The sequence below is a fragment of the Lysinibacillus sp. BNK-21 genome (assembly GCF_048684915.1).
Taxonomy (GTDB): domain Bacteria; phylum Bacillota; class Bacilli; order Bacillales_A; family Planococcaceae; genus Lysinibacillus; species Lysinibacillus capsici.
Genome location: NZ_JBLQTS010000001.1, coordinates 3,953,016 through 3,977,191 on the forward strand (window position 1 = coordinate 3,953,016; position 24,176 = coordinate 3,977,191).

General features: G+C 34.5%; 32 protein-coding genes. 3 read left to right on the plus strand and 29 right to left on the minus strand.

The annotated features are described in order from the left end of the window. Position 1 precedes the first annotated feature (1 nt). The 11 genes from ACMGGO_RS19920 to ACMGGO_RS19970 all read right to left on the minus strand — a co-directional run bounded on the left by ACMGGO_RS19920 (position 2) and on the right by ACMGGO_RS19970 (position 9,987). Positions 2-1,504, minus strand: coding sequence for a long-chain-fatty-acid--CoA ligase (locus tag ACMGGO_RS19920; RefSeq protein WP_342557401.1), 1,503 nt, complete (start codon positions 1,502-1,504; stop codon positions 2-4). Beyond that, a complete protein-coding gene (locus ACMGGO_RS19925; RefSeq protein WP_066037054.1) occupies positions 1,497-1,886 on the minus strand; it encodes a MerR family transcriptional regulator in 390 nt (129 codons plus the stop codon). Before ACMGGO_RS19925 ends, ACMGGO_RS19920 begins: the two co-directional genes overlap by 8 nt. A gap of 232 nt (positions 1,887-2,118) precedes the next feature. Then, entirely contained in the window at positions 2,119-3,786 is a 1,668-nt protein-coding gene (gene argS / locus ACMGGO_RS19930; protein WP_048393759.1) for an arginine--tRNA ligase, read from the minus strand. Next, on the minus strand, positions 3,786-4,217 hold the full coding sequence (locus ACMGGO_RS19935) for a DUF1934 domain-containing protein (RefSeq protein WP_048393761.1): 432 nt from the start codon (positions 4,215-4,217) through the stop codon (positions 3,786-3,788). Before ACMGGO_RS19935 ends, argS begins: the two co-directional genes overlap by 1 nt. 156 nt (positions 4,218-4,373) lie before the next feature. After that, positions 4,374-5,006: a membrane protein insertase YidC gene (gene yidC, locus ACMGGO_RS19940; RefSeq protein ID WP_054548573.1), complete on the minus strand. Its 633-nt coding sequence runs from the start codon at positions 5,004-5,006 to the stop codon at positions 4,374-4,376. A gap of 24 nt (positions 5,007-5,030) precedes the next feature. Further along, on the minus strand, positions 5,031-5,306 hold the full coding sequence (locus ACMGGO_RS19945) for a hypothetical protein (protein ID WP_004231520.1): 276 nt from the start codon (positions 5,304-5,306) through the stop codon (positions 5,031-5,033). 419 nt (positions 5,307-5,725) lie between these two features. Then, positions 5,726-6,466, minus strand: coding sequence for a hypothetical protein (locus ACMGGO_RS19950; protein ID WP_337976295.1), 741 nt, complete (start codon positions 6,464-6,466; stop codon positions 5,726-5,728). 14 nt (positions 6,467-6,480) lie between these two features. Continuing rightward, entirely contained in the window at positions 6,481-6,846 is a 366-nt protein-coding gene (locus ACMGGO_RS19955) for a hypothetical protein (protein ID WP_420282152.1), read from the minus strand. After that, complete coding sequence (locus ACMGGO_RS19960; protein WP_420282153.1) at positions 6,782-7,990, minus strand: hypothetical protein; 1,209 nt, start codon at positions 7,988-7,990, stop codon at positions 6,782-6,784. Before ACMGGO_RS19960 ends, ACMGGO_RS19955 begins: the two co-directional genes overlap by 65 nt. An 846-nt stretch (positions 7,991-8,836) precedes the next feature. After that, entirely contained in the window at positions 8,837-9,442 is a 606-nt protein-coding gene (locus ACMGGO_RS19965) for a hypothetical protein (protein ID WP_420282154.1), read from the minus strand. A 137-nt stretch (positions 9,443-9,579) separates the two neighbouring features. Further along, entirely contained in the window at positions 9,580-9,987 is a 408-nt protein-coding gene (locus ACMGGO_RS19970) for a hypothetical protein (protein WP_420282155.1), read from the minus strand. Positions 9,988-10,248: 261 nt separating this feature from the next. Here ACMGGO_RS19970 and ACMGGO_RS19975 point away from each other — a divergent pair, with 261 nt between their 5' ends. Further along, positions 10,249-11,301, plus strand: coding sequence for an HAD-IA family hydrolase (locus tag ACMGGO_RS19975; RefSeq protein WP_420282156.1), 1,053 nt, complete (start codon positions 10,249-10,251; stop codon positions 11,299-11,301). A gap of 4 nt (positions 11,302-11,305) precedes the next feature. Further along, on the plus strand, positions 11,306-12,379 hold the full coding sequence (locus tag ACMGGO_RS19980) for a DNA-processing protein DprA (protein ID WP_420282157.1): 1,074 nt from the start codon (positions 11,306-11,308) through the stop codon (positions 12,377-12,379). Between the two features lie 232 nt (positions 12,380-12,611). Here ACMGGO_RS19980 and ACMGGO_RS19985 read toward each other — a convergent pair whose 3' ends face one another. The 4 genes from ACMGGO_RS19985 to ACMGGO_RS20000 form a co-directional block, all read right to left on the minus strand. Next, positions 12,612-12,842 carry a hypothetical protein gene (locus tag ACMGGO_RS19985; RefSeq protein ID WP_420282158.1) on the minus strand — a complete coding sequence of 77 codons (231 nt, stop codon included), beginning with the start codon at positions 12,840-12,842 and terminating at the stop codon, positions 12,612-12,614. Beyond that, positions 12,829-13,155: a hypothetical protein gene (locus ACMGGO_RS19990; protein ID WP_420282159.1), complete on the minus strand. Its 327-nt coding sequence runs from the start codon at positions 13,153-13,155 to the stop codon at positions 12,829-12,831. Before ACMGGO_RS19990 ends, ACMGGO_RS19985 begins: the two co-directional genes overlap by 14 nt. 2 nt (positions 13,156-13,157) lie before the next feature. Continuing rightward, positions 13,158-13,469, minus strand: coding sequence for a hypothetical protein (locus ACMGGO_RS19995; RefSeq protein ID WP_420282160.1), 312 nt, complete (start codon positions 13,467-13,469; stop codon positions 13,158-13,160). A gap of 214 nt (positions 13,470-13,683) precedes the next feature. Continuing rightward, positions 13,684-13,905, minus strand: a complete 222-nt coding sequence (locus ACMGGO_RS20000) for a hypothetical protein (RefSeq protein WP_420282161.1) — start codon at positions 13,903-13,905, stop codon at positions 13,684-13,686. 213 nt (positions 13,906-14,118) lie between these two features. Here ACMGGO_RS20000 and ACMGGO_RS20005 point away from each other — a divergent pair, with 213 nt between their 5' ends. Continuing rightward, a complete protein-coding gene (locus ACMGGO_RS20005) occupies positions 14,119-14,331 on the plus strand; it encodes a helix-turn-helix domain-containing protein (RefSeq protein ID WP_008179076.1) in 213 nt (70 codons plus the stop codon). Between the two features lie 61 nt (positions 14,332-14,392). Here the strand turns inward: ACMGGO_RS20005 and ACMGGO_RS20010 are convergent, their stop codons facing one another. From ACMGGO_RS20010 to ACMGGO_RS20075, 14 genes are all read right to left on the minus strand, one after another. Beyond that, positions 14,393-15,499: a C45 family autoproteolytic acyltransferase/hydolase gene (locus ACMGGO_RS20010; RefSeq protein WP_420282162.1), complete on the minus strand. Its 1,107-nt coding sequence runs from the start codon at positions 15,497-15,499 to the stop codon at positions 14,393-14,395. Between the two features lie 56 nt (positions 15,500-15,555). Continuing rightward, positions 15,556-16,539 (minus strand): C45 family autoproteolytic acyltransferase/hydolase, encoded by a 984-nt coding sequence (locus tag ACMGGO_RS20015; RefSeq protein WP_008179078.1) that lies wholly within the window; start codon positions 16,537-16,539, stop codon positions 15,556-15,558. Between the two features lie 93 nt (positions 16,540-16,632). After that, positions 16,633-17,478 carry a MerR family transcriptional regulator gene (locus tag ACMGGO_RS20020; RefSeq protein ID WP_420282163.1) on the minus strand — a complete coding sequence of 282 codons (846 nt, stop codon included), beginning with the start codon at positions 17,476-17,478 and terminating at the stop codon, positions 16,633-16,635. A 134-nt stretch (positions 17,479-17,612) separates the two neighbouring features. Then, positions 17,613-18,431 (minus strand): hypothetical protein, encoded by an 819-nt coding sequence (locus tag ACMGGO_RS20025; RefSeq protein WP_420282164.1) that lies wholly within the window; start codon positions 18,429-18,431, stop codon positions 17,613-17,615. A 55-nt stretch (positions 18,432-18,486) separates the two neighbouring features. Continuing rightward, complete coding sequence (locus tag ACMGGO_RS20030; RefSeq protein WP_420282165.1) at positions 18,487-19,116, minus strand: hypothetical protein; 630 nt, start codon at positions 19,114-19,116, stop codon at positions 18,487-18,489. Positions 19,117-19,120: 4 nt separating this feature from the next. After that, positions 19,121-19,552: a hypothetical protein gene (locus tag ACMGGO_RS20035; protein ID WP_420282166.1), complete on the minus strand. Its 432-nt coding sequence runs from the start codon at positions 19,550-19,552 to the stop codon at positions 19,121-19,123. A gap of 6 nt (positions 19,553-19,558) precedes the next feature. Beyond that, positions 19,559-19,873, minus strand: coding sequence for a hypothetical protein (locus ACMGGO_RS20040; protein ID WP_420282167.1), 315 nt, complete (start codon positions 19,871-19,873; stop codon positions 19,559-19,561). Positions 19,874-20,401: 528 nt separating this feature from the next. After that, positions 20,402-20,698, minus strand: a complete 297-nt coding sequence (locus ACMGGO_RS20045) for a hypothetical protein (protein ID WP_420282168.1) — start codon at positions 20,696-20,698, stop codon at positions 20,402-20,404. Positions 20,699-20,996: 298 nt separating this feature from the next. After that, positions 20,997-21,464 carry an ERCC4 domain-containing protein gene (locus ACMGGO_RS20050; protein ID WP_420282331.1) on the minus strand — a complete coding sequence of 156 codons (468 nt, stop codon included), beginning with the start codon at positions 21,462-21,464 and terminating at the stop codon, positions 20,997-20,999. A 58-nt stretch (positions 21,465-21,522) separates the two neighbouring features. Beyond that, a complete protein-coding gene (locus tag ACMGGO_RS20055; protein ID WP_420282169.1) occupies positions 21,523-22,140 on the minus strand; it encodes a hypothetical protein in 618 nt (205 codons plus the stop codon). Between the two features lie 43 nt (positions 22,141-22,183). Next, positions 22,184-23,140: a hypothetical protein gene (locus ACMGGO_RS20060; protein ID WP_420282170.1), complete on the minus strand. Its 957-nt coding sequence runs from the start codon at positions 23,138-23,140 to the stop codon at positions 22,184-22,186. A gap of 39 nt (positions 23,141-23,179) precedes the next feature. Further along, complete coding sequence (locus ACMGGO_RS20065; RefSeq protein WP_420282171.1) at positions 23,180-23,497, minus strand: hypothetical protein; 318 nt, start codon at positions 23,495-23,497, stop codon at positions 23,180-23,182. Positions 23,498-23,555: 58 nt separating this feature from the next. After that, on the minus strand, positions 23,556-23,825 hold the full coding sequence (locus tag ACMGGO_RS20070) for a hypothetical protein (protein ID WP_420282172.1): 270 nt from the start codon (positions 23,823-23,825) through the stop codon (positions 23,556-23,558). A 53-nt stretch (positions 23,826-23,878) separates the two neighbouring features. Continuing rightward, positions 23,879-24,094, minus strand: coding sequence for a helix-turn-helix domain-containing protein (locus ACMGGO_RS20075; RefSeq protein ID WP_420282173.1), 216 nt, complete (start codon positions 24,092-24,094; stop codon positions 23,879-23,881). Between the last annotated feature and the right edge of the window lie 82 nt (positions 24,095-24,176).

A 24,176-nucleotide genomic window follows, 5' to 3' on the forward strand; every position in this document is an offset into this window, starting at 1 on the left:
GCTATCTCACCTCTTGCCCCTTTAAATTTTGTTTTAATATTTTGCCTGATGCATTGCGTGGTAGCGCTTCTACTTTTTCAAAAATACGTGGTATTTTAAACTTTGCAAGATGCTCCTCTAAATAAGCTTTCAAAGCTTCCTCATGGATGTCTTGTTTAGCAGAATACACCGCCTTTACAGTTTCCCCCCATTGCGGATGTGGTACACCAATTACCGCAACCTCGAATATACCTTCAAAGCTCAATAAACAATCTTCAATTTCTTTCGGATAAATGTTGACACCTCCCGAAATAATGACATCCTTTTTACGATCTACGATCCAAATAAAACCATCTTCATCCTTGCGAGCTAGATCTCCGGTTTTTAACCAACCATCAATAAAGGCTTCATTAGTAGCTACTTCATCCTTATAGTAGCCAAGCATGTTGCCCTCACCCAACAAGACAATTTCCCCCACTTCGCCTACATTTACATCTTCTCCACTGTCATTCACAATACGCAACTCTGTACCAAGTGGCGCCCGCTGACCAATACTTCCTGCCTTTGCTTCATGCTCCTTGCCAAATAATAATGAGCCACTTGGACCTGCCTCTGTTAATCCATATACACAAGTCAAATTATTTGTGCGGAATGCCTGCTGAATGAACCGAACCTCACTTTGAGATAACGGTGCCCCACCATAGACCCACCATTTCATAGAAGACAAATCTGCCGAATGTAGCCTTGGCAGTTGTGCCGTTAATAAATAAGCAACAGGTGCACCAAAGAAATGTGTTGTTTTCTCCTTTTCAATGGAATCAATGAATAAATCGGGTGTAAAAGTTGGTGTTAATACATTTGTTGAGCCTACCAATACACCCGCCATTAAAAATAAATGTAATGGTGCAGAGTGTGTTAATGGCATCATAAGCAAAATACGGCTCTCAGGCTTTACCTCCATTTCAACAGCTATCATTTGCGCCACTGTTAAAATATTACGGTAGCTAAATAACACACCCTTTGGTTTTCCTGTCGTGCCAGATGTATATAAAATCGTGGAAGGGTCATCCTCTTGTAACTGACAATCAATTGTTTGTGTACTAGCATTTTGAAGCATTGATTCATACTGATGCCATCCCACTTTTTCTTGACCTGTTTTAATTTTTAACGGAATACCGGCTAGCTGTTCAACTGCTGCAAAAATAGCCTCATGTACGACAATTGCCTTCGCCTCGGCATGCTGCGCCACGTACTCTACTTCTTGCAATGTAAACTTCGCATTGACTGGCACAACGATCGCTCCAATACGCTGAATAGCAAAGTAACTGACAACAAACTCTAAAACGTTTGGCATAAAAATTAAAACCTTATCCCCCTGCTTTACTCCCTGCTCTAGTAAAGCATGACTAAAACATGTCACCTGCTTATCTAAATCTTGGTAGGTTACTCTTCTGCCATGACAAATAACGGCTTCATTTTTCGGATACTTACGGGCATTACGTGCTAATAAATTGGAACTATTCATCTTGCATCTCTCCCTTTAAAGTCGCTAATTTTTCGCTAAACATGCCATGCATTTGTTGTAACTCATGCTTCATCTGCGTCAGCTCAGCTATTTTACTGTCAATCTCTTGAATTTTTTGTTCCCCGTATTCAACCGTTCGCTCTAATTGCTGAATTCCTGAGCGATCAAAATCAAATAGTAAAACCATCTCTTTGATTTCCTCTAAAGAAAATCCGTACCGCTTGCCTCTGAAAATAAGCTTGAGTTTCGCCAATTCTTTTTTGGAAAAGGTTCGTTGGTTGGTAGATGAACGATGGGGGCAAAGAAGCCCAAGTTCCTCATAATAACGTATTGTCCGCGTAGACACATTAAACTCCTTTGCTACCTCCTGAATCGTCTTCAAAACCATCTCCCCTTTCCTAATTGGCAACAGTATACCATTGACGTTAACGTAAACTTCAACAAAATTTTCGGAATTAACAGAAAAATAAAGTTTGGGACAGCTAATTTCCCACGGTTTATCCGTTTCTTTTGTCTTTCTATCCAACACATTCGGAACTTTATCTCTCATATTTAGCCTTCTATCCATTAAAAAAAGCCCCTAACACTTTTCATGTTAGGAGCCTAAAGTTTAATTACATTTTTTCAGGTGCAGATACGCCGATTAAACGTAATGCGTTCGCAATTGTTGTGCGGACAGCCGTAATTAATGCTAAACGAGCCTCTGTTAACTCTTTATTTGAAGCATCTAATACTTTTTCTGCATTATAGAAGCTGTGGAATGCAGCTGCTGTTTCTTGAATATAGTTTGCGATACGGTGCGGTGTGCGGTGTTTCGCTGCTTCCGCTACCACTTTCGGGAAATCACCAATCTTTTTCAGTAAATCAATTTCCTTTTCTGCTGTTAATAAATTGAGATGTTCTGTTGTAGCAGCAAAGCCTTGTTCATTTGCTGAACGTAAAATAGATGAAATACGTGCATGCGCATATTGTGCATAGTACACAGGGTTTTCATTAGATTGTGATACTGCAAGGTCAAGATCAAAGTCCATATGAGAATCGCCAGCTGTTTTTACAAAGAAGTAACGAACTGCGTCAAGACCAACCTCTTCTACAAGCTCACGCATAGTTACTGCATTCCCTGTACGCTTAGACATCTTGAATTTTTCACCGTTTTTATAAAGCTGAACCATTTGAATAACTTCCACTTCTAACGTATCTCGATCATAACCAAGTGCTTGAATCGCTGCTTTCATACGTGGAATATATCCGTGATGATCAGCTCCCCAAATATTGATTAATTTATCGAAGCCACGGACAATTTTGTCTTCGTGATAAGCAATATCTGGTGTTAAATACGTGAATGACCCATCATTTTTAATTAGCACACGATCTTTATCATCACCAAATGTTGTAGAGCGGAACCAAGTAGCACCATCCTCTTCAAACACATGTCCATTAGCTTTTAATTTATCTAAAGCTACTTCGATTTTCCCGTTTTCATATAGAGACGTTTCAGAATACCAGACATCAAAATTTACACGGAAGTTTGCTAGGTCTGTTTTTAATTTATCTAATTCTAAAGCTAAACCGTGCTGACGGAAGAAGGCAAAACGCTCATCATCTGATTTTGCTAAAATTGCATCCCCATGCTCTTTTGCTAATTTACCCGCAATATCAATAATATCTTGCCCATGATAGCCGTCTTCTGGCATTTCAGCTTCCATTCCTAATGCTTGTTTATAACGAGCTTCTAATGAATAAGCTAAGTTATTAATTTGATTACCTGCATCATTAATATAATATTCACGAGAGACACTGTAACCAGCCATATCCAACACATTACATAAGGAATCACCAACAGAAGCGCCACGAGCATGACCTAGGTGAAGATCTCCAGTAGGATTTGCTGAAACGAACTCCACTTGAATCTTTTCCCCAGCACCTGCATTTGAGCGGCCATAGTCCGTACCTTGCTCAAGCACCTGTGTCACTACCTCTGTTAGGAAATCTTTACGCACTGTGATATTCATGAAGCCTGGGCCAGCAATATCAATCTTTTCAATATCAGTGCCTGATGGATCAAGATTTTCTAAAATAGCTTCGGCGATAGCACGTGGTGGCTTTTTAGCTAACTTCGTTAATTGCATCGCAATGTTTGTTGCATAGTCACCATTTGCTTTATCCTTTGGTGTTTCTAGGTGAATCGATAATTCTGTGCCAGCCTCAACGAGACCAGCTTTTTCAACAGCCTGCACGATCGCTGCTTTAATAGCCTGTTGTACTTGTTCTACTGCGTTCATCATTGTACCTCCGTAAATGTAATATCTAATGTATAGTTGCCAACGGATTGCCCACCCATTAGTAAATCGTACTGTACATGGAAATCTCCGCTTGTTGCCAGTTTTGTAAACGTCATATTTTTCGTATCAATCACGAGGGGCATAGAACCGAACTCACTTTCATAATGCCCTTTTTGTTGTTCGATTATGTTCAGCGGTAATCGCATATTAACCGCTCCAGCACGCATAATTAGTGCCTTCTCATGACCTAACTTCATCGTTGTGCGGACGATTTTATCCTCCTGCACCTCATCATATTTCAAATACAAGCTTCCTGCCTTTTCAAGTAGCTGCCCTTTGAGCCACATTTCATAACTTTCGGACTCCCCATCACTTGGACGAATGGTAGAAATGAGCTTTATGTTCACATGCGATCTTACTTCGTTCGCCATAACGGATGCCCCTTTTTAGTCTTTTACTATAACCTTTTTATTATAGGATGAATACTTATGGTTTTTCAAGATAGAAGTGATGTAAAGCTCCTCAACAAGTTTATTCGAGAAAATAAAAACCCTCTCCTTCCAATAACGGAAAGAGAGGATTTCATTTTATCTATACCATTTTTTTATAATCAATTGTTGAACTATTAACAATAAAGCACTAACAGTCCAATAGATCGGGATAATCGCTGGATTGAACAGACTAAAAATGAGGATCATGAGAGGATTAATAAATACCATTATCTTCATATTTAATGGTTGACTTTTCTCTAGGGCTATACAACTTTGAATGAAATAAATCAAACAAGCAATCATCGAAACCCCAATATCAATCGTCCCTAAATTCATCCAAAGGAAATTTTCACTGGCAATCACTGAATCTAGCTTAATCGCGTAGTACAGTGAAAATAATATCGGTAATTGAATAATGATTGGTAAACAACCTAGTAAAGAGCTTTTCAATGAATCTGAAGTTAGCTCTTGGATTTGTTGCTGTACCATTCTTTTTTCAGATTCGCTTTGACTATTCTTATATTTATCTGTAAGCGCATCTAATTCAGGCTTAATGGTAGTCATTAATTCTTTTGAGTGCTTTTGGTGTTTTGCCGATCGAATAAATAACGGCATAAGAATTAATCTGACTGCAATCGTAATACCAATGACACTAAGTGCGTAGCTACCTGTAAAAGAATGGATGAAATGAATGAGGTTAATAATAGGTTGTGCTAAAAATGTTAACAATGGTTGTCCTCCTAGTTTTAAAGTTTAAATCAAACTAGGAGATACACTTTCTTCCTCATTGTCTTCGGACATTCTAATACACAGAACAAACCACGTTAGCATAGGTGGAGTCCAAGTATTCGTGATAGTATAGTCAACTTCAAACTCCTCGTCTTTCACATCTTGAACGGTTATTTTATTGACGAGATACAGATGCAAATGAACACTTAATACAGTTAAAACCAAAGATGCTAATAGCCAAAAGTATTCCATTGTACTGACAAAAATGAATAAATCATTCATGAGAAGTGACCAAATCATAATACTCCTCCTCCCTTTATTAAAATTGAAGAAACATACATTTTACCTAACTTATCTACGCTACAAAGTAAAATAAGTTTCAATTTTATGCTAAGGCTCATTCTTCATTTCAAAAATATAAAATGGGGCTAGCTCATAGCTAAACCCCATTCAACCAATCTTATTTATTTTACCCAGCCTAATATGGCAGGTTTGCAAGGTGAATAAGAAATATTAATGAACCGTTGATGTATCAATATATTAAATAACCTTGCCCAATTTTTACAATGCAAGATATTGCATATAATAACATTGTATTGGGGCTAAATGGGGCGAGTTTGCGGGCTAATAAATATCGCTTGGCGGCGGGTGTATAGAAATAAGCGATTCTATTAAAAATAGTTCTTGTTAAGAATAAATCTATTTCTTTACATAGTAAGTTAATTAATTAATTGTATTTTTGTATTCATTTCTTCTTCAGTTAAAATTCCTTTCTTATGTAATATATATATAACTGCTTTTAATCTTTCAGCATCCTCATACCATTCAAATTCCTCTATACTAACATGATCTATATCAACTTCAAATTTTAAACTCTCATATTTTTTTCTCATTTCAGTTATTATATTTAAATTTTTGTCCTTTATTTCCACTAATTCATCGAAAGTAAAGGAGATTATAGCCCATCGATTTTTGCAAAATATTTTGCGTCTCTTACCTTCTGCATCTTTCCATCCTTTTCCTGCTATTGGTTCTCTAGAAAAAAATATGCCAAACTTTAAACCGTGATCATCAATTAAATTAGCAACTTTTTGAACCTGTCCTACATCTACCTTAGTTTTTTGATTTTTACATTCAGATATAAAATTAAGCCCAATCTCATTTAAAAAAGGATGCAACGGTGCAAGTGCAGTTAATGTAACTTTTTGGTCAATTTGGTTACTTTCTGTTCTTAAATCTTCAGTTACTTCAACCACTTTTATCTTTTTTAATATATAGGTTGCAAGTTTCTCAAGCCGTTTTCCTTTTTCAGCATTCCTATCTCCAGAAAAATCAAATGATTCATTTACCAAATCAATTAAAGAATCTAATTCATCATCAAACTTATCACAAAACCAACCATCCACTTCATCCTTCAATAGTGGGTTTGCTAAATATGATTGAAGCTCATCAATACCCATACTTATAATCCCCCTTATTTTCGGCCTTCATCAATATCAAAAATAATTGAAATTTGATTTAGATAACTTTTTAGTTCAAACTCATTACCAGTTTCATTGCATTCCAAATAAGTTGGTATATCAGTTAATGAATTGTATCGTTTAAATTCCAAACAAAAAGGACAATTCCAAAGAAATACTTTTTTCAAAATCCCTAATTTTGTTGCCTCTATTAATAAAACCTGAGCGGTTTGCTCATCAATTTTCAAGTCTCTTATAAGTTGACTAGCTTTCAATCCTCTTTTTTTTGTAAAATCTCGATTCCCAATCCAAGAGTCAAATTTCTCCAGAAATTCGTGAGATAGATTGAGATTTATACTCATTAATTCCGGATAATACATGCCTAATTTCCTCCTCATCTTTATAACCTGAAAAGTTAACAACAAAACACCCTCTTAAAACAGTGATTGTTGTTATTACTTCTTCTGCAGTATCATCAACCATTTTAATCCAAGCATACTCAAGTTTATTTACTTCTCCCACTTCGTTTACAATTACTTGTAAACCATAATGGGAAGAGGAATTGTACAGTGGTAAATCATTAAAAGTTTCTACAGTCGCAGTTCCATCAAATACTTTATGTCTTCTGACAAACCCATCCTTATTATCTGTACTATAACCAACTTGTCTAATTAATAATCCTTCATATAAAGAACTTATTTTTTCAACTACTTCTTCCACAGTAAATTTATCAATTGAGAGTTTTTTCAGATGAGAATCTACCAATTTTTTAATTTCAGGTCTACATTCTTCCAATTTACTTTGAATATTTTCATCAATCACTTTTACATCTTTTTCCCACATTAAATAAAGCGCTCTTGAAATCCAATTATTATCGATAAATCTTAGATTAAACATAGCAGCAATTATTTGCTTGTATGTTTCTGAAACTTCTTGAAAAGAACCTTTTTTTAATTGACCTAATTTATGTAGTTTTTTCGTTGGCTCAATCCAAATATACAACTGTTCTTCCAGTAAATTTATTTCTGCATAAACATAATAACTTATAGGAGTCCATTTAATAGTATCATTATCTTCATCAATATCTCTAAGTTGCCCAAGCTGAACAAAACCTAATTCAATTTTATTTACTTGACCATCAACACAGTGTTTTTCCAACATTATTAATTTCGGGTCCTCAGGTCTTTCAGTATCTTCGATTGAACCCATATTTTCTCTATATTTATCAGATATTAATTTAGTATTTTCAATACTCTTCAATGCTTTAACCGTATCATTGTTTAAACTATATACAAATACATTTTTGTTTCCAGGTATGTACCATCTTTTAATCCAACTTTCAAAAGCTGTTAGTGATATTTTCCCATCAATTGTTTCTTCTGCTAAACTTTCAATCAACTTTTTTCTTCTGTCGGCTTTACTATTTGGACAACTGATATTAAATTTATTTAAAAAAGATTTTAATGCCCTTCCCTCTAATAATTCTAATATTTCTAAATATCTCTCTTTAATAATTACAGACATAATTACTAACCCCTTTTTAATGAATAATTTATTCACAGAAAATACCATACATTTATGTTTCATGAACTATAATATTTTCTAATTTGTAAAATTATACCGTCTATTTACAAGGACATGTGACAATTATTTGATACAAAAGTAACTTTAGTTTTTCTGATACTAAAATGTTGCATAACTTTAAATTAGGATCTGGTGGGAACGCCTATGGATGGTATGGGATTCAAAATTTAAAAAGCAACCTCTTTTTTAAACAGTACATTTTGTAAAGGACATTTTATAAAAGCTAAGTAACTTGTTAAAGCTACTATTTGTACTTTGCAGGCGGCAACTTTATCAAATGCCATTTCTCTAGTTAATGAATGTGATACATCATAAAATGCCCTTCAATTAGATTGTGAATGCATTAGATAAACGTTTTTTACCTCCAATCTCTTCAATTTCTCTTACAATGACCACCATTCACATTCAGAAGGTCTTCCTGAAATTGTTTACATGTATGTTGTAAACCTTCTACACTCACCAGTTTATTATATAAATTCCATTATTTTTATAGCTATATTTAACATCTAAACAAGCATCTTCAATAATTTCTCTTGAGAATATTTTTCCCATTTAAAATAAAAGGTACCCTATAGGATAGATTTTTTTAAGTTTCTATCTTATGGGGTACCTTTTATTTTAAAAAAAGCTTTTTAATATACTTTTAACCAATTATTTGTTAGATTGACTCTTTCCGGTTGGTTTATCACTGCCTCTTGTAGCGTTCTCATGTAACGGCCTTGGTCTTAAACTTGAAGGCGGTGGCGGTGGTGGTGGTGTGCTACGATTTTCATTATTCGACATAATCTATTCCTCGCTTTTTATTCTTAATTTAATCCATTCATCACTTTTTAAATCAGAACCATTAATTATCTCAACTTTGTTTATAGGCTCTTCACCTTTTAAAAAGTCTGGTAGCATAAAACTGAAACTTAACAATAGTAATATAGCAGCTATAAGCATGGATTGAGTGGATTTTACTAACTTAGTAATTGTCGTATCGTTGACTCTAGTAATAAGTGTTGAACATTCATTAAATATTTCCATCATCCGTTTTTCAAACACTTTTTCTATTTCACCCTGATATTCTGGATAACCGGCATAATGCGTTACCAGGTTCTCGTATTCTCTTTCTATACTTTTAGGGCTGGGTAAATAATCTATTGTTTTGCCCCACAGACAAAAGCCTATGTACAAAGTTGATCTTAGCATAGCCAGTAAAGAAACAAATATTAATACAAAAAAGTATATTTTCATATCTGAAGCTATTTTATGAATATTGTTTAAGCTAAACAGTATTCCACCCATTACTATTAACCAAAAACTTATTATCCATTGTAACCTTGCTGATATTTGTTCCTTACGCTCTAATTCTTTAAAGTATAGTTCTTTATACAATTCTAACCTATTCATCAATCCGCCTGCTTCGAATTATTTATGATTCCTAATAAAATTATAAGTTATTGCTAAAAATAATTAAATATGATCTTAAGTAGGGACAATTCCTCAAAAGAAGTATATTTTTGAACCTAACCTAATTTTTTAATTTATTATATAGTTGATAAAAACTTGTAGATTAAAATGACAATATTAGGATGATTAGACTGAAGATAAGGTGAAAAATCAATTGATGGATTTAATAAAATTTCCTCATTTTCAATATTTAGCGCCAGTTCCTCATGTTTTGATAACCCAGAATTCATACGAAATGAATACTTCACATCTACATAATTAATAGGTCTTACTTCAATAGTATCTTCATTAAAAGTTACTTTAATTAGATTCTTTTCACTAAAAATCAATAGCAATCTCCCGTTCTCATATTCTTCATTCGGAATATCCTTAGGGTAGACTAACATATCATCTAACTCATTATCATATAAATCCTGAAGTGTTTTTAATAAAATGTTATAACTGTAAGCTTCTATTCGTGAACGTCTATATTCTTTGAATAACAATATATTCACCTCTCACCTAATCATAAGCCATAAGCACTGTACAAAACCTCAATAACTTTTTGCTTTCATTCACAAAAGAATAAATTACATTATAAACTCCTTAATCCAGTCATAATGAGTCTTAATCATATCTTTTCAACTTTAGGACCACTTTTAAATGTTATTTAAAAGCAATTTATTATCTCATCTATCACATACTTATCATTCCAATTTTGAGTCTAATTTACTAAAATGGTTATAAACAATATCCGGAGGTAAATTATGACTAATTTTAGCACTATAATTTTCGACTTAGATAATACCTTAATTGACACAGAAGATTTAAGGCAATACAGAAACAAAAAAGATTGGCAAAGCTGTTATCAAAACCTCGATAAAACAGATATAATATTTAATCCTAATGATTTACACGATAGTTATTATATTGGTGTAGTAACCAATTCTCCAAGATCTTATGCAGAAAAGTTGTTAAAATATCATTCTATTAATTACGATGCCTTAGTAGCTTTTCACGATACTACTAAACATAAGCCTGAGTCAGAACCTCTACTGAAATGTTTAGAAATTTTAGATAAAGATATTACAGAGACAATCTGTATAGGAGATAACTATAATGATACTTATGCAGCAGCACGCGCTGAAATATTTTCGATTGGGGTTACTTGGGGAGATAGTTCAGAATCACAACATATAGAAAATGGGGCGGAATTGACTGCTAATAATGTCACTACTTTAAACAACCACTTAGATAATTTGTTAAATACTAATTATGATGCCGTTTTTAAAAAAAATAATGATAAACTAAATAGGAGATGGCATTTAAAAAAGTATTACCCTTATAGACTTGACGATGGTACTGTGAATCCCGAATTCAAGAAACATGGTTGTGGTCCAATATTGGATTTAAAACAAGGTAAGCCGAATGCAATACAAGATTTTTATGATATATTAAATCCAAAATTAGAAAAAAAAATATCAATATGTGTCGTTCCTTCCTCAGATAAGGAAAATATCGATACAGGGATACGTTTTCTTGCTAAAAAACTTGCTAATAATAGGATAGATGCAACTTCTTGTTTAAAAAGAACTGTCACTATCCCAAAAGCTACAGAAGGCGGACCTAGAAATGTTGCTGTTCATCTTAAGTCTATAAAAGTAATAAATGCTGATATAATAAAGGATACTTCAGTATTATTAATAGATGATGTTACAACTAGTGGAAGCTCTTTAGATGCATGTAAACAATTATTACTAGATGCAGGGGCTAATCATGTAGTTAAATTAGCTATAGGACAAACTGTAGAAAGAGAGTGATATTGTGGAAAACATAGTTTGGTTTATCTTGAATAATATAAAGGGACTGGGTAATAAAACCCTTTTCAAAATATATAAAGAATGTCCAGATTTAACTTTAGAAAATATAAATTCATACCAAGATAATTTAACTAAAATTATTAAAAAGAGTAGTATTTTAGATGCAATTTTCAACAATGAACAAATAGAACTAAATAAAATAAACACAAAAAAAATGATTGAAAATCATTTAAATAATAATATCTATCCTATTGATATAAGTTCAGATTATTACCCTGTTATTTTAAGAAATATAGATGATCCCCCTATTGTTTTATATGCAAAAGGGAATAAAGAATTACTAAAGGACAATGCAAGGGTAGCTTTTATAGGAACGCGCGAACCTACAAAGAAAGGATATTTGGCTGCCAAGAAATTAGCAAGATTATTTGCTAATAATGGATATACAATAGTAAGTGGCTTGGCAGTTGGAATTGATACCGCTGGACATGAAGGTGCGTTAGAAGCTACTAATGGAAAAACTATCGCCGTATTAGCAAGTGGGCTTGATAGTATTTACCCTGCAGAAAACAAACATCTTGCTCAACAAATACTAACTAATAATGGTTTGTTATTATCTGAATATCCTCTGGGTGCCAGAGCATTTAAGTCAGCATTTGTACAACGAGACCGAATTCAAAGCGGTCTTTCTTTAGCAGTTTGTCCAGTACAAACTCCAATCGAAGGTGGTACACAACATACAATTAAATTTTCTATAAATCAAAATCGTGTACTTTTTTGTCCGTCTCCTCAGGAATCAGAATCTATAAAAGCAACTCAGGGGATTTATCAATTAATTGATTTTAATAGAGCTCTTGTTATAAACGGTCCCCAAGACTATGAAATAATTATTAATGCTATTAAACAAAAAGCAAAAGAATTCGATGTTGAAGTACCCGAACAATTTATAAATTATAATTCAATACAACTTCCTAAAGATATTGAAGTAGAATTGGATAATTTATTGAATTTATGTAAAACAAATAATATATCTTATGATCAAATCATGAAAGCAATAAAAAACAAACTAAATGATTAACATATAGGAGCGGTCGAATTTTATACAGTATACACTGTTTCCTTATTGCATTTATTTTTCTCACATTATTAATCATTAGAAATTTAATCTAAGTCTCTACATTTACTTTTTTAAAATCTACCACTTTTTATCACCAATTACCATTACAAAAAGCGTAGCATTTCGCCACGCTCCAATTTAAGTACTTGTTATTGATACAATAAACTTACCGACTTACTATCGAAAGGCATAATCAATTCTGAGCTGTAGCGTCTGCCAACGCTGCGGCTTTTTCTTTCCCTTCTGATAATCCATTCACCCACATTTGCACTTCTTCATAGTTCACCGGTTGTCTACCAGTCATACGAATGAATGACTTTGTGTTAGTACGTTCAGCCAACGCGTTCCAACGATCTGTACAATATTCCTCTAAAATGGCTATGTTTGAACCTTCCATAAAATCAATATTTTTAATATTTCTCATCTGCTTGCACCTCTTTCATTTGTTGTACTACTGTCTGGATTTCAGAAGTTAGTACATCCAAATAACATCCAACTATTTCCGCCCCATAATGCTCACGTATCGCAAAATTTAGTAAAACATAAACATAATGACTTTCTATGAATCGACTATATGCCTGATACAAAATAAACGCTTCACGCATATCTTCTACTTGTATACAATAGCAATGCACCGCAAAGTGGTTATCCGTACTTCCTAAAGCCACCTTTGCTATACCAGCTTTGTAATGTAACGAAACACGATAATTTTCTACCACGAACTGCCGTAATTTCATTATCATTGCTCCCCTCGTATATCGGATTCTTTTATTTTAGCTACTATTAAAAATGCTACTTCATTAGCAGATTTTCCTTTATAATCCACTTCTAAAATATCCACCAAATGCAACGCCATAAAGCGTAAAGCATTGTCGTTTTTAGACATAAAACGCTTGTAGGCTTCTATTGTGAGATTCGCATCTTGCTCATTTTCGGCAATAATTTGATAGTTATGAAAAACTATATCAGTTTCAACGTGCACCGCTTCCAGTAGTACATGTCCGTCTGCGTACTTGCTACGAATAAAGTAGTTAGGTTTTTTCGTTGCCATTACTTATATTCCTCGCTTTCTATTGCTATTTAATTTGCTGTATTAGTTGCTTCATATAGCCTTTTATCATTGCTCGTGCTAATTGCTGGTGCTCCTGGTCTGTTAGTTGCTTCATGCATTCACTATCTATACAATTTTTATTTAGTTGCTACTGCATTTAAAAGTAATTGCTTGTTGCGATCTGACATAGTCCCCCACTCTTTACCTGTTACTTTCAAGTCTTATCACTTCCTTTCAAATTTAAATTTCCAAACACATCATGCAAGCGATGGTGAATGTAAGCCACTTCAACATCGGTTAACAGCTTGTGGTACATAATAATGCGCGCTAAACGGCGTGTATACTTGTGAGCATCTTTCACCTGATCCAGTTGCTTAATTTTGTTGTGAATGTACTCATTGCGTTGTGAGATGGTTTTCAATGCTTGTTCTCGCATGGTTCATCTCTCCTTCCTTTTTTTACAGCATGTCGGCTATTTCTAGTCCATTCACCGACTAACCATTGATGGTTACTAAATGTCTCTAAACTATAAGTTCAACTTTGTGAACTAATAATACAACTTAATGAATATCAAGTCAACTATTTATGAATAAAAAGTTTAACTTTATGAACTTTTAGTTTATAATGTATATAGAAAGGGGATTATGTTATGTCATTCGATTACAAACCATTTTTTAAGACACTTATCGATAAAGAAGTAACAAGAGAACAAATAAAAAAGGATCTTCAATTGTCTCCAGCAACAATGGCTAAGTTAGCAAAAGGGGAAAATGTCTCCATGAGTGTGGTAGACAAATTATGTGATTACTTAGAGTGCGAGGTAGAGGATATAATCTCTCATGTAAAATCGAATAAAGAATAAACAAGAAAACACTCTCAGCTCAAATCATGCAGCTGAAAGTGTTTTTCTTTTGACCATAGTATTATTTGATTAACGTCCAAAAGTTTGGCCCATAGTTTGAGTTCTCAATGAAAACTTCTAATTCATTAAAGGATAAGGTTTCTCCTACTTTTAATTTATAGATTTTATTATTTATAGGGGAACCAAAAGAAATATCTAATTGTTTGTCGTTAAGATTAAATAGGATAGAATGAACCGTTCCGAAATTTTCTTCGAAATTGTGTACTGTTATACCATTAGGGTATTCATTAAACATTAATTGTTGTAATTTTTTTTTTGTTAAAAAATTATTACTTTCTAAGTTATTCTTCAAAAAATTATAACGTATCTCAGATTGCTCTAGTTTTCTGTTTTCTAACTTAATTATTTCTGGCATTACAGCGTGATTGGTTGCAATCAAAAATCCTGATTTGGGATTGCCCCTTTCTACAACCTTTTCTCCATCATAAGTTTCTACTAAAGCTACATTACCTCCGGCATCTGCCAGTAGCAAATTCATATTTGTTCCAATAGGCATATTTTCTAAATAAGTAATTCCTTCCTCAACATCTTTACAATTTTCAAGTAAAGCTCTTACTATTACCATAAACTGAAGTCCTTTTATGATGGGCTTTTTCATTCCCGGATGTTTTCCAACTGGAATACCACATGAGGCAAAAGCTACACAGAATCCCTCTTCATTTAAACCTTCACTTCGACCAAAGTAAGAAACAGAGAACCCGGTATGACTGTATTTCCCTTTTACCTTGGTTGTACAGAGTCTCATATCAGATATAGCTGGTGACAAATCGTAATTTCTAAGGACATAGGTTTTACCATCACTTGTTTTAGATGGCAATACAGCGCCTAAACTACATCCCCCTGGTTGTAGCAAAGTTTCATCAAAAAAGTTAAGATAACTAGGCTTTACATTTAATGAATCTGCAAATCCTTGTAGCTCTTCATTTAAACCAGGACAGTATTGGTCAATTAGTCTTTTTGTATCCTTAAATTTTGTTTCATCTATTGATTCAGATGATAAAATTACATTCATTGCATTAGGATTCTTTTTTATTTCCTCTCCTTGCCGTCTACCAATTTCATAACTGTTACCTTCAAGATAAGAAAAAGAAGCTTGAATTGAATTCATATTTGTCTCTCTCCAGTTCGAATTTTTGATTAATGTCATTATTTTACAAGAGGGATTTATTTTAAAACAGCATCTGTCAATCGTCTATCTGATTTATATTTTGCTTTGTTTGGTTGACCTTCGGCTCTAAGTATATCTAATGTATTTAAGTTTGCTATAACAGAGAAGAGCGTACCAAAATTATATTCTTTTAAATTTAAACAAACATGTCCCTTGGTTTCTGACATAATTGATTGTGCAATGGAAAGAGTCATTTTATTGACGTTTTCTTTAAGACGTATATCTAATGTTTCAAAACGCTCTTTTGATTTGCTCCAATTCCAGCTTTCAGATACTGATGTACTTTCATGGTGATTGGTACAATGAATATAATTATTGGTAGGAAGTCGTACTTGATAGTCATTAGGGGTAACTTCTACAACAGCCATATTCCCTAAGGGATCTGCTAACAAGTAGTTATTAGCTACCGAACTTGGAAATCTTTTTAAAACTTCTATTCCTTCTCCCACAGTACAACAATTTTCTAAAATATATTTAACAGCAAAATAAAAATTCAATCCTGGCTTGATTCCCTCATGAGGAACTGATGTAATTCCTACAAATAAACCATGTTGATTTATACCATCAACTTTTCCAATAAAACAATCTGAATGACCTACATATTTATTTTTGCCTCCATAACAAACTAGTGAGGACTCTGTAAAATTCTTCAGATTAAAGAGCATATCATAATTACGACCAATAATAATTTCTCTTCCGTTAAAAGCTGAGAAAATACTACATTGACCGGCCAATTCAAATACTCCTATACTTAAAAGAAAAGAACTTACTTCTTCAAAAGAAGAATGGCAGCCTTCTGCAAATCCTTGTATTTCTTTCACAATATTAGGATCAAATTCTGTAAGAATATGTTTGCATGCCTCTCCAAATTTTAATTTTTCTTCAGATACGTTCGGAAACCGAAATCCATTTTTATAAAGAATTTCTGCATAATGCTTTCCTGCCTCGTAAGCATCTCCTTTTAATCTCGGATGATACATTGTAATTCCCTCCTTTTATTAGTATATAAAAAGAATAAACCCTCCAGTAGGTGGAGAGTTTACCCTGTATTTATATAAAATTATAAGTTAACTTTACTTCTTAATTACTGGCATACATATTTTAGTAACGAATTCTGATGGGTGTCTGTTTAAATCTGGTCTTAATTCTCTAATATTAAAATTGGCAGGTACAAGACCTTCTTCATAAATTTCGACCTCTTTCTCTATCTGAGTTAGATTTTGTTCGAAGATCCAACTTTTCAATTTTTTATATCCTTCATCCAACTCCGAATAGGGGCCTTTAACAGTAATACATGCGTATATCCCACTGGATAAAATCCTACAGCCGTCTATTTTATTCGTATCTTCTACTGGAAGAAGCAGCTCTATGTCTGCCTCTTTTTGACTCGATTCTCTTTCATGAAAGATAGCCATTAGTTTCCCTGTAATCATTAGATTAAAAGCGTAAACTCGATCAAATAAATTTTTAACCAACCCATCAATAAATTGGACCTTTATTTTCTCACGAATGGTGTAGACTAGGATTCCCTCTCGGTTTTCAATATAGCAATCGGATAGAAAAGGCCCTGGGATTATAGGAACTTCTTTGTCTATTTGCATGTCTAATCGTTTCAATTCTTTTATTTGTTTGGAGATTTGTTCTTTTCGATTCTCGAGTTCCTCAATTTTATATGCTAATATATTTTTCAGTTGTACTTGTTCTGAACTGTTAATAAATTCGTTAATTGTAGTTAAAGAAAATTGACAGCTTTTTAGAAGCATAATTTTTTTCATTATTTGAATTTTGTCATAGTCATAATACCGATAGTTTGTTACAGGATCTATGTATGAAGGTTTTAGTAATCCAATGTCGCTATAATAGCGTATTGTTTTAATGGGGATGTTACATATTTTAGAAAATTTACCTATAGAGTACATTATATTCTCCCTTTCCAATTACAAAATATTTATTTTAAATTAGTAAACCCTTGCCAATTTTCTTTAGTCTGTGATAAAACAAAGTCTTCGTCAAGGGAATAAGAAGGAAGAAATCTATAGATATTCCTTCTCTCTTATAACCCCCATTGCTCTTTTAACTTCGTCAAAAACTTCATCTTGCTACCATCATCCCCAGACACATCCGGATGAAATTTCTTAGATGCCATACGATAGATTTCATGCAGCACTTTCTTTTCATCATCTGTGTAGTTACTTTGTGAAGCAGTGTAGTAACTACTACTGCCCTCACCCGAATAATTACTGTAGTTACGCTTAAAACTTTCCTCGTAACTACGCCTTGCATATTCTTCCTCCACCTTTTTCTTAACCTTTAGCTCCTCTAAGTAAACTGGATTACGCAACGTACCAAATACATCATAACAGTACTCATATTCTCCCTGACCGTATTCTTTATTAAATGCTGCTTCTGCTGCCCTATGTGCTGCAAGAATCGCTTCTTGTTCTTTCTTCACTTTATATTCTTCTGTCTGCTGGAACTCCAATTCAATTTGTTTAACTAATGGTTCCAACTTAGCGTTGATCATTTCATGAAAGGTATCTTCATCAATGCCCATTTCATTTAGCTTCTCCTTTAATGTACAATCTATATAATGATCGCCATACCAGGAGTCTATGAAATCATAGTAGCCCATGGTGCAGATAACCCATTGTTTCTTTTTCACTTTGCCATTCTCTCGATAGCTGTGATGAATACTAATTTTATAAGCGTCTAATATAGGTCTTTCAAAACGTTCATCGCTGTATGTGTAACCGTATGATGTCTTAGGCTCTTCACCAACAAAACCAAATTTGGTTTCGTTGACAATGATTTCTTTGTGTGTGCCATACGGATCCTGCTTTTTCTTTTGTATTTTTTGAATGACACAAAACATGTACGCTGCTCCTTTCTATGTAGTTACTTACAGAACATACATAGTACCTACAATGCTAATAACACGCTATCGCCTTACGGAAGCGGTCTTTTATCGTAAACTTATCAGCATAGTTCTGTAACGCTCTACCAGATAAGTCGACTCGGCCATACTGTTTTTCTTTCTCTCGTCGCTTCTTAATTTCCTCGTCAAATAAACCATCACGATCCCAGTAATCTGAGAATAGCTCTTCATCATCCATCGCCTCTATTTGAGCATCCCATGCTGTCACTGACATTTCATGAGCACATTCTTTGATTTGCCCACGCTCTAAAACGTAGTTCAAGCACTCCCTCAGCGTTTTTAATACGTCAGGGTATAAACCAACAGGATTCGCCCTCCACGCCTCGTATTGTGCCCTCTCATCATCATAGAGAAGGGAAACCGCTTCTTCTAATACTTCTACACGTTGTTTTACTTGTTTCATTCGTTGATTTCGTTTTTCATAAAGCTCTACCAGGTAAATAGCATAGTCTTCAACATGACAAGCCAATTTGTAGATACGGCCACTACCATAATCGAAACCAGTTATCGTCGGAGCAATACCTTCATAGGCTTCTTGTCGCTCTGCTTGATATACTCGTTCGATTTCTTCTAATTCTCGTTGTGCTTGTAAATACGTCCAAAATTGGCTGTCTGTTAACATGCTATCACCCTTCCATTCGTTGTTCTCTCGCTTTTAAGCGATCAGCCATGCTTTGTTGGCTAGTGTTTGAAACATCCTCTAAATGCACTTCCTGATCGTTTAAAAGCTTAAGTAGTCTTTTGTACGCTAAATTCTCTAATGCTTTTAAATTTTTTATAGCCCTTTGGGGTTCGGTATTTACATAATCAAAGAAAATCATGGCTGTACGTTCTCTTGGCACATTCTCGATTCTATGGGCTAGGATAAGCTCATCCTTAAATTTCAAATCGTTACAACAACTTTCGAGAATACCCTGAGCCTTTTCAATTACCTCAATAGCAGCCGATGTTTTATAACGCTTTACCTCACCCTCTGGCATTGTTTCTGCTTCTCTCAGTGATTCGTAAGCGACTGGTATTTGTTTTTTGAAGAGGCGTTTTAGTTCATCTAATGTCATTGTCCTTTACCCCTTAACCTTCACTCGCTTAAATTGCATACCTAGCAAAGAAGCTGCTCTCTCTGCTTTATCTCCAAAGATAGTGAAACCATCTCCATGATCCTGCCATTCACCTTTATAAAATCGAATAGCTATACCTTTATGAAAAGCGTATAAAATCAAGTCATCTCCAACAATTTCTTGACCATGAAGCACTTTTGCAAATAGACCATGCTTCTTTGCATTCTTATTTCCATATTTCGCATAACAGTTCCCCTTGTTCCCTACTGCCACTGTATTACCTATTACAAAGCGGCCAAATTCGTCTCTTTGTCGTTGCATTAGTATCACCCCATTCACGGTGTTCGTTTCGGGAAAAAGTCTGGTAACCTTAGGATCCTCATAATGAAAGATGTTAGCAAAAGTTAGCATGGTGCATTTAATTTTTGGTTCTGTAAGGATGCAACCACCGTATGAAAAGGTTGCATCCTTTATCGTTTAGTACGCACACTTTTGGATGCATAATCTTTCTGATATGCATTATGGTAGTACTACGAAGAATTGTCGTAGTTGATTGGTGTACTACAATGGAGTACTCCGTTTAAACATTAGGTTTCGCAAGGCTCTAACATCACAAATACCTTAAGTTATCTCACTATCTGTACCGATTGAGAAAGTGAATTGAGTTCCGTTTCGGAACGTTGCAACCTTAGCATTTCTTAACATGTACCAGTAAATTGAAAATTGTATTTAATCCTGTGTTTTGTAGCCTTCCAAAAAAACGTTATTCCTTTTCGTAAAAAGCTATCCGTCATATTTGACGGTCAAGAAATTTCAAAAAGAAAGTTGTTTGTTTCGTAATGTTACTATTCAAAACCAGTCATCAAGTCGTTGCATTTCTTCCAACTTCTCATAATCTCGATGTGCTAGTGAAACAGCCAATTTCAAATATTTTTCTTGGTATTCCGTATTCGGAAAGTATTCGATCAATTCAGCGCATCGGCAAACAGCTACATTGCCTATCCAATTTTCTTTTGCTGCTACTCTTCTAACAGTTTGATAAGGTACCTCAAAGAGCTGGGAAACATCCTTTAACGATGTACGGCTATTTTTCTGAGAGCGTGCGTAATATTCTCGCATCCAATCCCAATCATATTTTCTATTCAAAATGCCATCACCCCTAAAACATGTTTTACTGCCCTTTTTAGAGCATCTGTTTCGTGTTCATAATTTTTTTCTAACAAACTAGATTTAAAATACTCCTGTCACTTCTTGTGCGTTTTAAGCTATATCTCCACCGAATGTCTCTGTACATCTTCTGCAAATTGGTAACTAGAAAAATTGTGCTTTATATAAAAGACGTTAACAAAGGTTAACAACTTCTCTTTTTAAGATGTCCGATTTGTCCGGTTACTAACTTTTTAGTGAGAGCCCAATTTGACACCCAACGTTCAGAACTAAATTTCTATCCTTTCAATGCGGCTCGAACATGATAATAAAGATGGTTATATATCCAGTTCCCACTAAATTGCCTATCATTCAAAAAGGTGGTGGAGAAGCTGTAGCGTGCTTCAAATGTTTTGATTCGCGCGAGTAATGCTTTCGGATTGTATTGACTTCTGTAGTTACCGTTTACCAAGTCGGAGTAACTACCTTCAACCAAAAGAGTAAAATGTGACTTTTGTGATCGGATCAACTCATGTTCGAACCGTTCCTCTTTAATGCTGCTGGCTAATTCGTCAATGCTGTTCTTACGTTCCACAGTGAATGGAAAGTAGGTGTCTCGGTATATCCCCAGCTCTAAATTTTGGGGAATCATAGCACTATAATCCCCTGTATCTAGCTTTATAGCTGTATATGGGATATTATGAAGCTGAAAATAGTTTGTAATGTGCTGGTTGACCTGTTCTCTTGTGTCTATCAGCACGATCATAGAAGCTAATAGCTTTTTCAATTCCGTATCGGTATATTTGAATGTTGCTAACAACTTATCACCCCTTTACTAGACGCAAGTGGTTCGACTTGCTCGTTTTTATTTTTTGTGGCTTTCCATGTTGCACATAATAAACTTGTCCTTTATCATTTTTAAAGGTGTTAGGTGTTTTATGCCCTTCTGATGCCATAAACTCTTCCATCAAGTCTAGGTGACCATCAAAACGTCTCATAGCACTCATGGCTACCATACCTTGAACAGCGAAATTCATAATATCATCATTCATGTACTCCATGATTAACTCCAAGATACTTTCACCTACTTGCTTATGAAGCTCTAGATCTAATTCGTTGATGGCTTCCAGTGTAGAATAATAGTCCTTCATTTCATATTTAGCGCCATCAAACACTTTCTCAATCGGGAATATGTTCATGAACTCATGCAATGTTAAAAGGCTCATAACTGTTTTTAAACTGGATATGAATTCAAAACATGCAACTGCTTCTTGATAATTCTTTAATTTGGGATGTGTGCCTATTGCCTTCACACCGTAGTACACCATCTTTTGAAGGTGTGAAGTCTGGTCAGCTCCTTCATATACCGGTAATGCTTCTAATGTGCGGATATAAGCATTTATATATAAGCTGTACTTATGCTCGTCTCTCACTATCGGCATTTCTTCAACCCCTCTACTATTCTTTTTTAACCTTCATGACGAATCAGGCTGTTTGTTCCTGCTTTGCTATTAACTGCTCATAGCTGTGTATGCCTTGACTACGCCATTTAGCAATATGTGCTGGTATGTCATTAACTGACTTAGCACTAATATCCTCATGTTGCGCCATTTCGTTTAAAGCTGCCGAAATCAGTCTATGGTCCTTATACATTCCAATCAACCGCTTAAGTGTATCCATATCATTCTGATTTACAGACCCGAAAGTAAACTCACAGGCTTTGATAACTTGTTTTAATTGATCTGAAGTATCAGAAGAAGGAACAGACCGACCGACGACTGTTTTTTCTTTTGTCTCTTCTACCGCCTCTCTATTTACGCTATTAGTAATACTAGAGGCGGGAAAAGAGTCTTTAAGATCTTTGTCTGTCGGTCTTTCTCTTTCATTAGCATTATTTTCATTATTATCATTGTTGTCGTTGTTATCGTTATTTGAATTATTATCATGATTAACATTATTAAAATTATTAACATTATTGTTTGTGTTCATCTGTTGTTCATCTGCTGTTCGTTTGTTGTTCAGTTGCTGTCCACTTGCTGTTCTACTGCTGTTCATCTGTTGTTCATCTGCTGTCCACTTGCTGTTCATTTGTTGTTCAGTTCCTTGATATTCACACCAGTTAACCACAGTAACAACGCTATATTTCGTTGTTTTTTTGATGTTCAACATTTGCAACTGTTCAAATAATAATAACCATCTCCACAATGTACTTTCTGAAATAATATGGGTATCTTTAGCGCCTTTGTTAAACTCATTCGCAAGTGCTTTTCTACCTGTTATGAATTGCCCGACTTCTAAATTAACTACCTGATTTCCCACTAGTTGATTTCGTTCTTTATGGGATGCCTTTAGTAAACAATGGATCCATAATTTCAACATATAAGGATCGGCATATATTTCATGTTCTTGTAATTTCCTGTGCAAACTAATCCAACCAAGCATCCATTAATACACCTCCCTTCCCTTTTCATAATGTTGAAGCTAAAATATTGCTTCTGCAGCTCCCCTCATGGCTTCAATGATTTTCTTATGAGTGGCTATATATAGTTCCTTGTCATGTAAATAGGATGCGAGCTCGTCCTTATTTCGCGCTAACCAGTAGCCTGAATGACTGCCACTCTTAATACTTACAATAGGTACTCCTTTCAGCCGTAATTCAAAAATTAGCTGGTGGAAAAAACGGCGATCCTTAATCATTAATTGCTCCATAATTTGTGAACCTGTTAAACTCTCAGTATCTCCTAACCCCTCTAAAATGCGAAATACACGTAATTCATCGTTTGTTAGATTTTCATACATTCTATTTGCCCTCCGTTCCCCTATACTTATTTCCATACACACGCCGCCAGCGTTTGATTTACCAATCTGATGTGATTTCGTTTATTACCTCAAAAGCCTGTTGCGCCAAATACCAACGCTTACGATTCTTTTTACGTTCAATAGCCCTCATACGCGGATCACAAAGTATTTCATCCTCTAACCAGCGCTTTGACATGTCAGTTAGTTGTGCAAGACGTTCCACTGATACGAACCATAACTGTGATTGAATAGCATTATCTAGTTGCTTTTCTATGTGCTGCTGGATTGCCTGTTTATCTAACTGCAATTCAACTTTTGTTTCTAACATGTTACTCCCCCCTCATTTCAGAATGTAGTTAACCACCCAAAGTGATTGTTATATCAATCATTATAGATAAAAAAAAATTCGTTTACATCCTGGCCTAGCCCTCTTGCAATCTTAAAAGCAATTTTCGGTGAAGGAATCTTATCGCCTTTTAATACTTGAGATAGATATCCTTGCGAAATACCGATTTCTTTCGAAAAACCTCTTAAACTCATACCTTTTTCAGCTATAAGAAGTCGAGTAGTATTTGCATTTTTTAATACTGCTCTCAATCTCATCACCGCCTTCCATACATTCAATATTAATCCTCAAGTGATTGTTATGTCAATCACTTTGAATCACTTTATTGATTTA

What these genes read in the sequence shown, in the direction of transcription:
- ACMGGO_RS20010 (WP_420282162.1), bottom strand. Translation starts at nt 15,499, where the DNA reads ATGAATTCAATTCAAGCTTCTTTTTCTTATCTTGAAGGTAACAGTTAT.
- ACMGGO_RS19950 (WP_337976295.1), bottom strand. Translation starts at nt 6,466, where the DNA reads ATGGGTATTGATGAGCTTCAATCATATTTAGCAAACCCACTATTGAAG.
- ACMGGO_RS19995 (WP_420282160.1), bottom strand. Translation starts at nt 13,469, where the DNA reads ATGGCAACGAAAAAACCTAACTACTTTATTCGTAGCAAGTACGCAGAC.
- ACMGGO_RS20020 (WP_420282163.1), bottom strand. Translation starts at nt 17,478, where the DNA reads ATGTACTCTATAGGTAAATTTTCTAAAATATGTAACATCCCCATTAAA.
- argS (WP_048393759.1), bottom strand. Translation starts at nt 3,786, where the DNA reads ATGAACGCAGTAGAACAAGTACAACAGGCTATTAAAGCAGCGATCGTG.
- ACMGGO_RS20070 (WP_420282172.1), bottom strand. Translation starts at nt 23,825, where the DNA reads ATGTTAGAAACAAAAGTTGAATTGCAGTTAGATAAACAGGCAATCCAG.
- ACMGGO_RS20000 (WP_420282161.1), bottom strand. Translation starts at nt 13,905, where the DNA reads ATGCGAGAACAAGCATTGAAAACCATCTCACAACGCAATGAGTACATT.
- ACMGGO_RS19920 (WP_342557401.1), bottom strand. Translation starts at nt 1,504, where the DNA reads ATGAATAGTTCCAATTTATTAGCACGTAATGCCCGTAAGTATCCGAAA.
- ACMGGO_RS20015 (WP_008179078.1), bottom strand. Translation starts at nt 16,539, where the DNA reads ATGTATCATCCGAGATTAAAAGGAGATGCTTACGAGGCAGGAAAGCAT.
- ACMGGO_RS19960 (WP_420282153.1), bottom strand. Translation starts at nt 7,990, where the DNA reads ATGTCTGTAATTATTAAAGAGAGATATTTAGAAATATTAGAATTATTA.
- ACMGGO_RS19935 (WP_048393761.1), bottom strand. Translation starts at nt 4,217, where the DNA reads ATGGCGAACGAAGTAAGATCGCATGTGAACATAAAGCTCATTTCTACC.
- ACMGGO_RS19965 (WP_420282154.1), bottom strand. Translation starts at nt 9,442, where the DNA reads ATGAATAGGTTAGAATTGTATAAAGAACTATACTTTAAAGAATTAGAG.
- ACMGGO_RS19945 (WP_004231520.1), bottom strand. Translation starts at nt 5,306, where the DNA reads ATGATTTGGTCACTTCTCATGAATGATTTATTCATTTTTGTCAGTACA.
- ACMGGO_RS19975 (WP_420282156.1), top strand. Translation starts at nt 10,249, where the DNA reads ATGACTAATTTTAGCACTATAATTTTCGACTTAGATAATACCTTAATT.
- ACMGGO_RS20040 (WP_420282167.1), bottom strand. Translation starts at nt 19,873, where the DNA reads ATGCAACGACAAAGAGACGAATTTGGCCGCTTTGTAATAGGTAATACA.
- ACMGGO_RS19985 (WP_420282158.1), bottom strand. Translation starts at nt 12,842, where the DNA reads ATGAGAAATATTAAAAATATTGATTTTATGGAAGGTTCAAACATAGCC.
- ACMGGO_RS20055 (WP_420282169.1), bottom strand. Translation starts at nt 22,140, where the DNA reads ATGCCGATAGTGAGAGACGAGCATAAGTACAGCTTATATATAAATGCT.
- ACMGGO_RS20030 (WP_420282165.1), bottom strand. Translation starts at nt 19,116, where the DNA reads ATGTTAACAGACAGCCAATTTTGGACGTATTTACAAGCACAACGAGAA.
- ACMGGO_RS20065 (WP_420282171.1), bottom strand. Translation starts at nt 23,497, where the DNA reads ATGTATGAAAATCTAACAAACGATGAATTACGTGTATTTCGCATTTTA.
- ACMGGO_RS19990 (WP_420282159.1), bottom strand. Translation starts at nt 13,155, where the DNA reads ATGAAATTACGGCAGTTCGTGGTAGAAAATTATCGTGTTTCGTTACAT.
- ACMGGO_RS20050 (WP_420282331.1), bottom strand. Translation starts at nt 21,464, where the DNA reads ATGATCGTGCTGATAGACACAAGAGAACAGGTCAACCAGCACATTACA.
- ACMGGO_RS20035 (WP_420282166.1), bottom strand. Translation starts at nt 19,552, where the DNA reads ATGACATTAGATGAACTAAAACGCCTCTTCAAAAAACAAATACCAGTC.
- ACMGGO_RS20005 (WP_008179076.1), top strand. Translation starts at nt 14,119, where the DNA reads ATGTCATTCGATTACAAACCATTTTTTAAGACACTTATCGATAAAGAA.
- ACMGGO_RS20025 (WP_420282164.1), bottom strand. Translation starts at nt 18,431, where the DNA reads ATGTTTTGTGTCATTCAAAAAATACAAAAGAAAAAGCAGGATCCGTAT.
- ACMGGO_RS19955 (WP_420282152.1), bottom strand. Translation starts at nt 6,846, where the DNA reads ATGTATTATCCGGAATTAATGAGTATAAATCTCAATCTATCTCACGAA.
- ACMGGO_RS20060 (WP_420282170.1), bottom strand. Translation starts at nt 23,140, where the DNA reads ATGCTTGGTTGGATTAGTTTGCACAGGAAATTACAAGAACATGAAATA.